The organism is Flavobacteriales bacterium, assembly GCA_019694795.1.
Classification (GTDB): Bacteria; Bacteroidota; Bacteroidia; order Flavobacteriales_D; family UBA2798; genus UBA2798.
Genome location: JAIBBF010000063.1, coordinates 1 through 13,262, shown reverse-complemented (window position 1 = coordinate 13,262; position 13,262 = coordinate 1). Strand labels below are relative to the sequence as shown.

Genomic DNA, 13,262 nt, shown 5'->3' with positions numbered 1-13,262 from the left:
TACCAGAAATATCGAAGTTGATGGTGAGGTCGCCGGTGGTATCGGGACGAGTAAAAATAAATGTTGCATCGGAACATCCTTCAATGATGGTGGAATCACCGGTAACGGTGGCAACGGTTACATCTACTCCTACTGATGTAAGTGAACCTCCTTCGAGGAAAACACCGGAATCCCAAACGCCATCTCCTGCATCGGCAATGGCAAGTTTAATGTGATAGGTTTGTCCGCATTGCACCGCAGCACGCGCAGTAAGAACAGTTGTCCAACCATCATACTGAACGCTGGTGTTGTTGTTTTGCGGATTACTTCCTGCGTAATAAACATTGTAAGACGCCCAGTTGGGGTCGAGAAGTGCACAGTTGGAAGCGGTACCATTAGTTCCAGCTACTCCAAGATTAACGGTGTTAATGGAAACGGGTGTATTGGTTCCCGGAACAACGGCAATGTTAGCGGCGTTATTGGTGTATGGACCTGTAATACCCGGACCCGAAATAAAAAATCCGAATGCATCATTTACGGTTCCGCATACATATTCGTCATATTCCTCCGAAGCAAAAACATAACGGAAAGAAATGGAATCTCCAATGGGGACGAAGTCAAATTCCAACACAGCCTGGTCGTAAATATTCCACGGTGTGATGGCTGCCAAATCAGGATCGGTTGCTGAAGTTCCTTGCGGAGGACCTAATGAAAATCCACCGGAGTTGTTGGGTCCAACAGCAGCTTGGGCATCGCCTGAGGCCAGGATGATACCCGTGGTGAGTCCAACATTGGCATTAACCCCATTAAATTCACCGGCCTGGGTGGTTACCGTATTTCCCGGTGCACCGTTAAAGGTGACGTTAGATACTGTTACACCAGTTCCAACTAATACGTTTTGAACCAATTGAGTGGGGGTCATGGTGGTATTGTTTACCACTAACTGACCAAATGCCTGACCTGAAAACAGGCAAAGCAAGGTAAAAAGCAATTTTTTCATAAGATGAGCTCTCAAGCAGGACACAAAATAGCTCAATAAAGTTGCATCCTGCTAATGAAAGTTAAAAAAATCACTTCCTTTCTTGAAATGCTGAAAGGCTTAACAAGTTATTTATTCCGGATTACGGTTACGTGTCCATTTACAGTTACCGGTTCTTTATCCCAACACTGGCGTTGGTAGGTGAGAATGTAAAAATAGACGCCTTCATCTACATCCTTTCCTTTGAATTTACCATCCCATTTTTCTTTACCGCTTTCCGATTCAAACACTTTTTTACCCCAGCGGTTGTAGATTTCCACATGGTACTGATCCATCGATTCCAAAATATCCGCACCTGGATAATTAGAATAGAAGGCAATGAATTCCGGATTATCCGCATCACCATTGGGTGAAAATACATTGGGCACCTGAACAATTCCCTGTACGGTGGATCCTTCTACAACCACTGTTTGTGTAATGGTTTCTGTTTTATCGCAAACGGCATCAATGGCTGTTAAACTGATGGTGTATACTCCGGGTACAGTGTAGACATAATGAATGGAAGTGTCGTTTAAAAATTGAGTTCCGTTACCCATGTCCCAAATCAAGGTGTCGGCACCGGTTCCGGTGAAGTGGATATCTACTACCACACTATCGGAACATGGTTGTGGAGGGAAACTGCTTAATGATGCAGAAAACTCTTTGGGTTGCAAAATAACTACCGATAAATATGCAGTGTCGGCAATGTTGCATGAGCTGGAGTCGATCGCAATATACATGATGTTGTACGATCCGGTGTCTACAAAAGTGAAACTGGGATTCGCTTGTGTTGATGTTGAATTTAATGGATCATCGAAATACCACAAATGTTGAGGCGCTGATGAACCACTGCTAAAGTTTACAGTGTATGGCGGATCGCAGGCAATCACATTGGGTGATGCATTTGCATTGGCAACCACAGCCGTTGCGGTATAGGAAACGGTATCGCTAATGGTTTCTACCCTGTTACAGGTAAAATCGTAAGCAGTGAGTGTGATGATGTAAGTTCCTTGTCCGTTATAGGTATGTGTTACAGTAGTATCGTTGGTGTAAATGGTACCATCACCCATGTTCCAGGATAATGAATCGGCACCGCTACCGGTGAAAACTAAATCTACAGTTAGGTTATTTCCCTGACAAGGATCGAACGGAGGAATATTAATTTCTGCACTGAAGGTTTCGCTTTGTAAAATGTCAACGCTCAAAAATACAGTGTCGGCAATATTACAAGTTGATGAATCGATTGCAATATAGGTAATGGTAAAATGGCCGGTATCGGTAAATACGTAACTCGGATTTTGTTGTGTTGAATTTCCGGTTCCGTCGCCAAAATCCCAAATGTGATCTACGGCAGAACTTGATCCGGTAAAATTCACCAGGAATGGTGGATCGCAAGCGATAATGTTGGGTGCAGCATTGGCATCAGCCACAATTCCGGTGTATACAAATTCCATTTTTAATCCTGCAAGATTACAGTTGCTGGAATTGTTGGTGGTTGACCATACTCCCGGTGTGGTAGGGAAACTCGTATTTCCGCAGGCCGCACAAACGGCTTGATAAATGGTTCCGTTTTTATCGAAGCGACTTGTTCCTCCATCCACATGTTCTCCAACAAAACTGTTTCCTCCAAAATACGATCCGTATAGTTGAGAACCTGCATTGCGTTCCATCACGAAAAAGTAAAAATCACTTCCATCGGTAGTGGCATCATACGCATCCGTTGTTACAGGTAATCCGTTGGTTGTTCCCTGATTATTCGTAGATCCTCCCCAGCCGCTGACATATACATTTTCGCAATTGTCCACCAAAAACGCAGTTGGAGAAATATCAATATCATTATGTGCTCCAGATCCAAATACGGTGGAATAAATACTCGCGTTAAGTGTGCTGTTGGTTTTCTGAATGAATTGTGGTGAATTCGGGTGACTAAACGCTGCGTTAAATACCGGATATACACCCGTGGTTTGTCCAATTACATACACATCATTATCTGCATCGAGTTCAATAAAGTAAGTTTGGTCGTAGGCATTCGTTCCTAAATAGGTTCCGGCTACCTGACTTCCATTCGTATTACTCAATGAAATAATAAATCCGTCGGCACTTCCTCCCTGGTAATTGGTTTGTAAAGTACCTGCAGTTACCGGAAAATTAGAGCTGGTTGTTCCTCCGCTCACATACACATTTCCATTGCTGCCTACTTTAATTCCATAACCTGCTTCATTACCTGTTCCTCCAACAAATGTCCCCCAAACCAGAGTGGTTAACAATGGATCCATATGCACAACTACTGCATCTTGTGTTCCTTGTTTGGTTTGCGATAAACTACCCGGTGTAGTGGGGAAGTTGGACGATTGTGTACAGGATGTAATATAGATATCTCCATTATCATCAATCACCACTTCACCGCGGTTGGTATCGCCATAGTTGTAAAATAAAGTAGCTACATCATTGATTCCGTCATTACCACTTCCTCCGAGGTAAGTGGATCCGATCAATGCACTTCCGCTTGAATTAAGTTTGGTCAACACAATATCCGAACCGCCATTGTAATCGATATACGCGTCGATGCTTACATAACTTCCGCCATTGAATGAATTATCGTAACAACCTGCAGTAACGGGATAATTAGTGGATGAAGTAGTTCCCGAGATAATTAATTCTCCATTGTTGTTTACGATAAGAGAATGCGGAGCATCTGATCCGGATCCGCCGATGTAAGTGGAATACAATAAACTGGATCCGTTAGCGGAAAATTTAGAAATCCCCATATCAATTACCACACCTGTACCATTTGCAAATGTATTATCGAAAGCACCTGCGGTAGTGGGATATCCATTGCCAAAAACAACACCCCCAACATACATATTTCCGTTGTTGTCGTAAGTAGCAGAATAACCCCAGTTGTCGGCCGTGCTTCCGGTAAAGGTTGAAAATATCAGGGTGGGATCGATGATTAATTCATAGCGTGAATCATAGCTTTTTCCTAGCTGAAATGACACTACGCCATCCTTCAGTTTATATTTACACGCAACATTCTTTTTTACACCGTTAACGATTTGATACGCTTCCGGAATGAATTCTGAAATTTCTCCTGCATTGGAGGCGAAAATCAGACGATCATTTTTTAATTCAGGCTCAATGCCGGAATAATTCCAGCGGATTTGCGTGGGATCTGAATGGGGTGCTACGATAAAGTCGTATTTAAACATTCCGTTTTTGCTGTAGACTTTCAAATCAATTCCCGGATAAAAATTGTCGTAAATCACTTCGTAAGAAACAGGAACAAAACTTGCCCATTTGGAAGGATCGTTGCCTAAAAAATAATTGTGGTAAAAAGACTGCGTTTTTTGATGACGTACCGTTGATTTTTCGTTTACGCCAATAAATTGCTGTGAGTAAACGTGATTACGAATCGTTAATTCTTTATCCTTCATTTTGCCATGATGCTTCTGGTGGAGCAATTCCATATCCTCGCCGTGGCGAAACTGATAGGTAATCGCATTTTTCTCCAGCCAGGCATATCCACCGGGAATATCGGCTTTGTACTTCGCCTTTTGGTCCCACTGACCCTTATTCTGAATAATGTTGAGTTGTTGGTTTTCCTGTGCCTTAAGCACTGAGTGTGAGAAAATCAGGAGAAATGCGATCGTAATTCCGTGTAGTTTCATAGGTATTGCAATAGTGACTTAAAAATAAGCATTTTACATTCTTACGACGGCCATTAGGAGCAATTGGTTGCATTCCCATTGAAGGGAAGAAATCAGACGGTAATTTTTCATTGGGAAATCAATGGTTTTGCTGATCCTTCTGCATATTTCGTTTGTTGCTGCTCGAATACTGTTATATTTGCCGCAAATACTTTTACAATGAGCACAATAAAATCATACATCGATGCCAATCAGGAGCGTTTCATTAACGAGCTGCTTGATTTATTACGCATTCCTTCTGTAAGCGCAGATCCAAAATTTAAAAATGATGTAATCCGTACAGCAGAAACCATCAAGGCGCGTTTATTGGAAGCCGGTGCAGAGAAAGTGGAATTATGTCCAACCAATGGTAATCCGATTGTATACGGCGAGAAAATGGTGGATCCGAAATTGCCAACTGTTCTGGTGTATGGTCACTATGACGTGCAGCCTGCTGATCCGTATGAATTGTGGACTTCTCCTCCTTTTGAACCGGTGGTGAAAGATGGTAAAATTTATGCACGCGGTGCTTGCGATGATAAAGGGCAGGTGTATATGCATGTAAAAGCATTCGAAACCATGATGCGCACCGGAACATTAGCGTGTAACGTGAAATTCATGATTGAAGGTGAAGAAGAAATTGGTTCTGATAATTTGGGTCCCTTTGTTAAAGCAAATAAAGATCGTTTAAAGGCAGATGTGATTCTGATTTCAGATACAGCCATGATTGCAAACGATATTCCTTCTATCGATACCGGATTGCGCGGATTAAGTTATCTGGAAGTAGAAGTTACGGGTCCAAACCGCGATTTGCATAGTGGAGTTTACGGAGGTGCAGTTGCAAATCCGATTAATATTCTTGCAAAAATGATTGCCTCCCTGCACGATGAAAATAATCACATTACCATTCCCGGATTTTATGATCAGGTGGTAGAATTAAGTGCAGATGAGCGTAACGAAATGAACAAAGCGCCATTTAGTCTGGAAGCTTATAAAAAGGATTTGGATATTGATGATGTGCATGGTGAAAAGAGTTACACCACATTAGAACGCACCGGTATTCGTCCTACCCTCGATGTAAATGGAATTTGGGGTGGATACATTGGTGAAGGTGCAAAAACTGTTCTTCCTTCTAAGGCCTTTGCAAAAATATCCATGCGTTTGGTCCCTAATCAGGATTCGCAAACGATCACGAAATTATTTAAGGATCATTTCGAAAAAATTGCACCGAAAAGTGTAAAAGTAGAAGTTCGTCCTCACCACGGTGGTGAACCTGTTGTAGTGTCAACCGCTTCTCCTGCATATCAGGCAGCAGCTACAGCAATGGAAGAAACTTTTGGTAAAAAACCGGTTCCTACACGAGGCGGCGGAAGTATTCCGATTGTAGCCTTGTTTAAAAAAGAATTGGGTCTCGACTCCGTACTATTTGGCTTTGGTCTCGATAGCGACGCGATTCACTCACCGAATGAACATTATGGCGTATTTAATTACATGAAGGGAATTGAAACCATTCCGCTCTTCTTCCGTAATTTTGCAGAACTCAATAAGCAATAACATGAGATCTGTATTTTCATTCAGGCTGCTTCTTGTCGGAGCAGCCTTCTTTTTATTACAAGCTTGCATGAGCTATGAAGATGTTGAATTCAAAAATGTACAGCGTGTAAATTTTAATAAGGTTTCTAAAGATGAATTGCGCATCACCCTGGGGGTGACCTTAAACAATCCGAACAATTATAAAATTAAAGTTGTGAAATCGGATCTTGCTTTAACCATAGGTGGAGTTGATGCCGGAAAAGCGAAATTGAAGCAGAAAGTCATTCTGAAAAAAAAGAATGAAAGTGTATATGATGTAATCATCGAAGCGGATCCCAAAGCGATCGGAAAAGCGGCTCTTGCTTCCGGAATTTCAATGGCCATCACCGGTAAGGTGAACGTTGGTGTAAAAGGATGGATTAAAGGCAGAGTTTTTATTTTCGGGAAAAAATTCGACGTGGAGTTTAAACAACAGGTCGATATGAAAGATCTTAAAAACGATTAGGATGAGTAACCGGCTCGCCAAGGAGAAAAGTCCTTATTTGCAACAACACGCAGAGAACCCGGTCGACTGGTTCCCTTGGGGCGAAGAGGCATTTGAAAAAGCGAAATCGGAAGGAAAATTAATGCTCATCAGTATTGGTTATTCCTCTTGCCATTGGTGTCACGTAATGGAACATGAAACCTTTAGCAATAACGATGCAGCTTCAGTGATGAACCGGTATTTTGTATGCGTAAAAGTAGATCGCGAAGAACGGCCGGACCTCGATCAGGTTTACATGAATGCGGTGCAATTAATGAGTGGACAAGGAGGTTGGCCGCTGAATTGTTTTGTATTGCCGGATGGTCGTCCCGTTTACGGCGGAACCTATTTTCCAACGGCGCAATGGATGAAAATTTTATATCACTTGCATGCCATCTGGAAAGATGAACCGGAAAAGGTATTGGATTATGCAGAGCGATTAACACAGGGCGTTCAATTGAGTGATCTGGTAGAAAAACCGGAAAAAGAAATTGAATTCGAAAATCAACATCTTTTGCATTTGGTAGAAAAATGGAAACGATCGTTCGATATGCAGGAGGGTGGACCCAATCGCGCACCGAAATTTCCTTTGCCGAATAATTATTTGTTTCTTCTCCACTATGCCATTGAGAAAAAGGATGACCTGGTGTTGAAGCATGTATTGCTCACTCTCGATAAGATTGCATTAGGAGGAATTTATGATCAGCTCGGTGGCGGTATAACAAGATACTCGGTTGATCTCATTTGGAAAGTGCCGCATTTTGAAAAAATGTTGTACGATAATGCGCAAATCATTTCGCTTTATGCTGAAGCTTACCGGTATAAAAAGGATCATCTCTATCTCGAAATGGTAGAGCGTAGTCTTCAGTTTTGTGAACGTGAATTTGGTTCGGCCGAGCATGGATTTTATTCGGCACTGGATGCCGACAGTGAAGGGGAGGAGGGGAGTTTTTATGTGTGGACAAAAACCGAACTTCAATCGGTGTTAAAAGAAGATTACGATTGGTTCGCTGCCTATTATCAGGTGAATTATCTCGGTGAGTGGGAAGATGGAAAATATATTTTATTACGAAGGGAAAAGGATGAAGCCTTTGCTCATCAACATAAAATGAGTGTAGATGAATTGCAGGAAAAAAAATCACATGCACATCTGCTTTTAATGGAAGCAAGGAATAAACGTGAACGTCCCTTTTTAGACAATAAAAAAATATGCTCCTGGAATGCCTTAATGATTCGCAGTTATGCGGATGCCTTTCGTTGCACAGGGAAACAAGTGTACCGTGAGCGTGCCTTGAAATTGGGACATTTTATTCTTCGTGAATTTTTGCGAGGCGATGGTGGTTTGTATCATATTCTTCACGGAGAACAGGTTTATGTGAATGGATTTTTGGAAGACCATGCATTTGTACTGGATGCCTTTATACAGCTTTTCGAAATCAGTTCGGACGAATTCTGGCTGCAGCAGGGGATACGAAGGGCAGATTATGTAATTGAAAAATTTAGTGATCCGGATTCGCCTTTGTTTTATTTTACGTCGGTAGATGTTGAACAATTGATTGCCCGGAAAACTGAAATTACCGATAACGTAATTCCCGCCTCCAATTCGGTAATGGCGCAGGCTTTGTATTCGCTGGGAGAATACTCGGGTCATTCGAAATACAGTCAACATGCCGAACAGATGCTGCAAATGGTTTATCCCCATATGGCCGATTACGGTTCGTCTTATTCCAACTGGGCCGACTTGTTATTGCGTTTCCTCAGTGAAAAAAAGGAAATCATCCTAAGCGGAACAGATGCAGAACATCATCAGCAGGTACTTTGGTCACATTACCATCCTTACCTGCGAGTTCTTTGCGCTGCACACGAAAGTGAGCTGCCAATGTTAAAAAACAGGTTCAAAACCGGAGCGGTGTCCTTTTATGTGTGCAGAAATAATTCCTGTAATTTGCCGGTAACAGAGCTTCAGCAGGCTTTGGAACTTTTACAATGAAGAGAGGCGCTTTTATTTTTTTCCTTTTTCTTTCTCTTTTTTCCCGTGCTCAAATTATTGAGAACGGAGAGGGGAATGCTTTCACGGATGAGAATTTTTTCCGGAGAGAATTTATCCGCACCAACAAAGTGAAAATTATCCGCGGCAGCGTAAGCACTAAACGCGAAGGGGAGGCTATGCAGGAACGCGATCAGTTTTTTCATTATGAATTCGATCAAAAAGGAAGATTGGTGATTATGATGTCGACATTCGCATCTTATAGCAGTAATAAGGACACCACCATTATTTATTTTATTTACGACGATAAGGATCGTCTCCTCACTAAAAGGCGAAACGACAACAACGGATTTTACTCGTATAATTATGAATACGATTCATTGGGCAGAATCATTAAAGAGACCTATTGCAGAGAAGAAAATTGTGGACACGACCGCTATCATTTTAAACTCGGACAACAATTCGTGATTTCTTCTGAAACATTTACCTATCATCAATTTGTAAAAAATCAGAAAGTCAGAAAATATTATAACAACTACGATAAGGAATACCAGGAATGTTTTTCTTATTACGACGATCTGGGTTATCATATCGAAGATGTATTTCGTTTAACACTTTCGGGTAAGGAATCGAAAATCAAATTTGAATACGATGAGAAGGGGAGAGTGAGTAAAAAAAGTGATATCAGTTATGTGTTTGGCTACAATGAAATCATCGACACGTATACCTACGATACTTTCGGAAATTTATATGAGCAGGCGATTTTTCATAATGGAAAACAGAAAACACTGCGCAGTTTGATTTATGAAAAGAATACACTGTTGATGTCGGCCCAGGTAATGAAAGATTTTGAAACGGGTTTGATTTACGTGTTCAAATATTCCTACGAATTTTATTAAACGAAAAAACCCTGACTGAATCAGGGTCTTTCCGAACAAACAACAACCTACCTCTCGGTAGAACAAACCAAACTAATTGCTACCTCCTCATTAGATGGCTTCCTTTGGCCCTCCTAGGCCTTTTTCTTTTTTCTCAGGTTCAACAATGTACCGGGTTCAGGCTCACCTGTGCCGGGAACAATGTTGTTGAGCTTGTAGAGTTTACTAAGTTTTATTCCGTATTTCTGTGAGACCATGTGCATGGTTTCCCCCTCCTGTACACGGTGATTCTCAAGTTTCGCTTTGTTTCTTTTTGGTTGCAGATAAATAATGTCTCCTGCCTGCAATACATCTTTTTTGCTGAGATCATTGTATTTGTAAATCTGCCATAATCCCATTTCAAATTCTTTCGATAATTTATAATAGGTATCGCCGTCTTTAGCAATGATGTATTTTACATTGTTGTCCTGAATTTTTACTGTATGTTGAATCTGCTTATTGGCAATGAATTCATCTTTCACAGGTTTTACTACCGGCTTTTTATGTTCAGCAAGTGTAAGTCCGTCGAATTTCGACAAGCCATTGTCTTCAATGATCTGAATTAAAATATCGGCGTATTGCGGATTAGTTGCGTATCCTGCTTTTTTTAATCCTTTGGCCCATCCTTTATAATCGGTAGGATCGAGCATAAACAAACTGCTGTATCTGCTTCTTGTTTTTAAAAAGTTGGAGTGATCCTGAAAGGATTGTTCCGCACTTTCATATTTTCTGAAACACTCATCACGTTTATCATCATCCTGGATGAAGGTTTCACCATTCCAGTTATCGTGACATTTAATTCCAAAATGATTATTTGCATAGCGAGCCAATGGAGAGTTACCGTCGCCACTTTCTAAAATACCTTGTGCAAGTGTAATGGATGCTGGTATTCCAAATTCGAGCATCTGACGTTGCGCTTCATCGGCCCAGAGTTGTACATATTCTTTACGAGAAATTCTTCGTTCAGCCGGTTGGGCCGCTAATTCGAGCTGGAGGATGCCTGCTACAAAAAGGACAGCAATTTTGAGGACTGAGGTGTTCATGGTAGAGGTTTGTTAATTGTTTGTTGTTTGTTGTTGAAAACAGTACCTCTAACGGCGGGATATCAACAATAGTTTCAAAATTGTTAATATCTTTTTGAAGTAATTTTTAGATAAATGCTATAAATAACTGATTTATAGTTAAATAAATTTTTCTGTCTACTTCAAGTTGGGCTAAATTCTGGACTCGAAATTTTGGGGTGGACATGAAAAAGGACCCCGATTGGAGGTCCTGTCCCTGTTTTAGTGCCTATATCTTTATAAAGAGTCGCGAAGCTGGCGGAGCTTTTCTTTTACCATGATCAGCTTTTCAATCGCCGAGCGTTTGTCGAGTACTTCCACCACCGCTTTTTCTTCTTCCTCGAAACCTTCCTTAATTTTCTCTTTGGCGCCCTGTAAGGTATATCCTTCGCCCTTAACCAGCGCAAAGATCTTTTTAAAGTTCTCGATGTCCTCCGCTGTAAACAAACGGTTTCCTTTTTTATTCTTGGTAGGTTTAATTACATCGAATTCTTTTTCCCAGAAACGAATGAGCGAAGTGTTTACACCAAACATTTTGGCCACTTCTCCAATGGAGTAATACAATTTTACGGTTGGACGCTCTTTGTAGGGCAAGGTGCAGAGGATTAGTCGAACGATGTTCCCGACGACGAGGCAGCTTTCAGCATCTCTTCGTATTCGGCGGGCGAAAGATCGTTATAATAATAATTCACGGGATTAACTTTTTCGCCGTTTTTAATAATTTCATAATGCAAGTGTGGCGCTGTAGATTTTCCGGTTGAACCCACAAATCCGATTACTTCTCCACGCTTAACTTTTTGTCCGATTTTAGCATTAAAACGACTCAAGTGCGCGTACATGGATTTGTATCCGAAACCATGATTAATCAAAACTATATTTCCATAACCCCAGTAATTCGATTCAACATTTTCCACTACCCCATCGCCTGAGGCGTACACTTTGGTGCCTGTTTCGGCAGGGAAATCCATTCCGGTGTGCATGGCCCGCGTTTTATAAATGGGATCGATACGCCATCCGAAGGGACCAATCGCCGAGCGGAGTTCTTTTCGGTTAACGGGAATGATGGCCGGAATACTGGCTAACATATTTTCGCGTTTTTTGGCAAGTTGAATCACCTCATCGAAACTTTTCGATTGCGCATATAATTTCTTTTCAATGCGGTCGATGGCTTCGTACGTTTCTGTAATTAATTGTCCACTTTCATAATCGGCAAACTCGCGGTACTTGCTGCTTCCACCGGTGGCACGCTCGCGCTTGTGATTGGGATAAGGCTCTGCTTCGAAGATAACACGGTAAATATTGTCGTCGCGCTCCTGAATATCCGCCAATACCATTTCAACGTCCTTCAATTGCTTTTGCAATAACTCGTATTGCTGGCGCAACTGGGCATTGTCGCGTGCATAGGCTTGCTCACGGGGTGATTTAAAAAAGGGCTGGTTTTCGTAAATCAGAATAATAGCCACAGCAAATACTATACTTCCCGCTAAATAAGGGAGTGCCTTCAGAATCCGTTCACGGAATCCGGGTTCCACCTTTTCATAGGTGAGCGTTTCGGGGTTGTATCGATACTTGACTTTCGACATCGTTGCTAATTTAAGGAAATTTGGGGGATACCACGAAGACACAAGTGCACTAAGTTGCGCTCAGCGTTTTTAGAAGAACGCGGAGGGGAAAACGGTAAGTAGGTAGAAGGGTAGTGGGCAGTGGGTAGAAAGGTAGAAGGGGAAATGGGAAGTAGGGAGTGGGCAGAAAGGTAGAAGGGGAAATGGGTAGTGGGCCGAAAGGTAAAAGGGAAAATAGGGAGTAGTAAAAGAGTAGAATGGGAAATAGGAAGTGGGTAGTAAGGGAAAATTAGGTGGTGGGCAGAAAGGTAGAAGGGAAAAAAAGGATTGATGAAATGGGAATACAAACCGTGCGTCATTCAGAGCGGAGCGTGGAATCGGATTGTTGCCGGGTGGGTTTTTGGACTATGAACACAGAAGTACACTAATTTTCATTGAAATTTTTTAGAGGAATATTATTGTGAAAAGAAAACGGGTAAATTATTTCAATTAGAAAAGGAGCGAAATTCTAAGAAAGAAAATTAAAAATCATATTATCCGGCGCAACAACCCCACCTACCAAATTATCGCTCCAGTTTACAATGAAATCTGAAACATCTAATGCATTAGCCCGATATCCAATGTATGCCCGGTCCTGATTATCTGTAAATGTGATACCTGTTTTCATCCAGGTTCTGTAACCTTGTTCCTGAATGAATCCCGGATTATTGGAGTTCCTATTGAAGTGTAACATCGAAAAAGCTCCTTTCTGGTTATAGAAATTATTTGGAGCATTTCCTAAATCATTTCCTAGTAACATATAACCGGAGGTGTTTACTTGTGGTGCTGTGAACCCGTTTATGAAATATTGAGTCCCACCAATAAATGTTCCATTTAACTTCGAACGCATCTCACCATCTGTTTGGGTGTAAATAGGACTATTTCCGCTGGCAAAACCAAAAATGTTTCTCCTGTTTATAAGGTCAGCTAATACCCATTGATTTCCTCCCATACGCC

10 protein-coding genes are annotated in these 13,262 nt (G+C 41.5%); 4 read left to right on the top strand and 6 right to left on the bottom strand.

Annotation, left to right across the window (positions count from 1 at the left end):
- Both K1X56_13230 and K1X56_13225 read right to left on the bottom strand, forming a co-directional pair.
- The coding region (locus K1X56_13230) for a choice-of-anchor L domain-containing protein (protein ID MBX7095677.1) at nt 1–979 on the bottom strand (979 nt) is incomplete at its 3' end.
- A 107-nt stretch (nt 980–1,086) separates the two neighbouring features.
- A complete protein-coding gene (locus K1X56_13225) occupies nt 1,087–4,665 on the bottom strand; it encodes a gliding motility-associated C-terminal domain-containing protein (protein MBX7095676.1) in 3,579 nt (1,192 codons plus the stop codon).
- A 198-nt stretch (nt 4,666–4,863) separates the two neighbouring features.
- Between K1X56_13225 and K1X56_13220 the strand changes: the two genes are divergently transcribed.
- Genes K1X56_13220 through K1X56_13205 form a run of 4 tightly spaced genes read left to right on the top strand, consistent with a single transcriptional unit; the run spans nt 4,864 to nt 9,625 of the window.
- Nucleotides 4,864–6,237 (top strand): dipeptidase, encoded by a 1,374-nt coding sequence (locus tag K1X56_13220; protein ID MBX7095675.1) that lies wholly within the window; start codon nt 4,864–4,866, stop codon nt 6,235–6,237.
- 1 nt (nt 6,238) lies between these two features.
- Nucleotides 6,239–6,721: an LEA type 2 family protein gene (locus K1X56_13215; protein ID MBX7095674.1), complete on the top strand. Its 483-nt coding sequence runs from the start codon at nt 6,239–6,241 to the stop codon at nt 6,719–6,721.
- A gap of 1 nt (nt 6,722) precedes the next feature.
- Nucleotides 6,723–8,729 carry a thioredoxin domain-containing protein gene (locus K1X56_13210; protein MBX7095673.1) on the top strand — a complete coding sequence of 669 codons (2,007 nt, stop codon included), beginning with the start codon at nt 6,723–6,725 and terminating at the stop codon, nt 8,727–8,729.
- Nucleotides 8,726–9,625, top strand: a complete 900-nt coding sequence (locus K1X56_13205) for a hypothetical protein (GenBank protein MBX7095672.1) — start codon at nt 8,726–8,728, stop codon at nt 9,623–9,625. Before K1X56_13210 ends, K1X56_13205 begins: the two co-directional genes overlap by 4 nt.
- Before the next feature lie 113 nt (nt 9,626–9,738).
- Here the strand turns inward: K1X56_13205 and K1X56_13200 are convergent, their stop codons facing one another.
- The 4 genes from K1X56_13200 to K1X56_13185 form a co-directional block, all read right to left on the bottom strand.
- Nucleotides 9,739–10,686 carry a glucosaminidase domain-containing protein gene (locus K1X56_13200; protein ID MBX7095671.1) on the bottom strand — a complete coding sequence of 316 codons (948 nt, stop codon included), beginning with the start codon at nt 10,684–10,686 and terminating at the stop codon, nt 9,739–9,741.
- Nucleotides 10,687–10,941: 255 nt separating this feature from the next.
- Complete coding sequence (locus tag K1X56_13195) at nt 10,942–11,238, bottom strand: MerR family transcriptional regulator (protein MBX7095670.1); 297 nt, start codon at nt 11,236–11,238, stop codon at nt 10,942–10,944.
- Nucleotides 11,239–11,309: 71 nt separating this feature from the next.
- A complete protein-coding gene (locus tag K1X56_13190) occupies nt 11,310–12,287 on the bottom strand; it encodes a M23 family metallopeptidase (GenBank protein MBX7095669.1) in 978 nt (325 codons plus the stop codon).
- A 487-nt stretch (nt 12,288–12,774) separates the two neighbouring features.
- Nucleotides 12,775–13,262 (bottom strand): hypothetical protein (locus K1X56_13185; protein MBX7095668.1); only part of this gene is annotated, 488 nt, incomplete at its 5' end.

Bases quoted from the DNA above. Each gene is read 5' to 3' on its own strand.
- K1X56_13215 (MBX7095674.1), top strand. From the start codon at position 6,239: ATGAGATCTGTATTTTCATTCAGGCTGCTTCTTGTCGGAGCAGCCTTC.
- K1X56_13195 (MBX7095670.1), bottom strand. From the start codon at position 11,238: ATGTTTGGTGTAAACACTTCGCTCATTCGTTTCTGGGAAAAAGAATTC.
- K1X56_13190 (MBX7095669.1), bottom strand. From the start codon at position 12,287: ATGTCGAAAGTCAAGTATCGATACAACCCCGAAACGCTCACCTATGAA.
- K1X56_13200 (MBX7095671.1), bottom strand. From the start codon at position 10,686: ATGAACACCTCAGTCCTCAAAATTGCTGTCCTTTTTGTAGCAGGCATC.
- K1X56_13210 (MBX7095673.1), top strand. From the start codon at position 6,723: ATGAGTAACCGGCTCGCCAAGGAGAAAAGTCCTTATTTGCAACAACAC.
- K1X56_13205 (MBX7095672.1), top strand. From the start codon at position 8,726: ATGAAGAGAGGCGCTTTTATTTTTTTCCTTTTTCTTTCTCTTTTTTCC.
- K1X56_13225 (MBX7095676.1), bottom strand. From the start codon at position 4,665: ATGAAACTACACGGAATTACGATCGCATTTCTCCTGATTTTCTCACAC.
- K1X56_13220 (MBX7095675.1), top strand. From the start codon at position 4,864: ATGAGCACAATAAAATCATACATCGATGCCAATCAGGAGCGTTTCATT.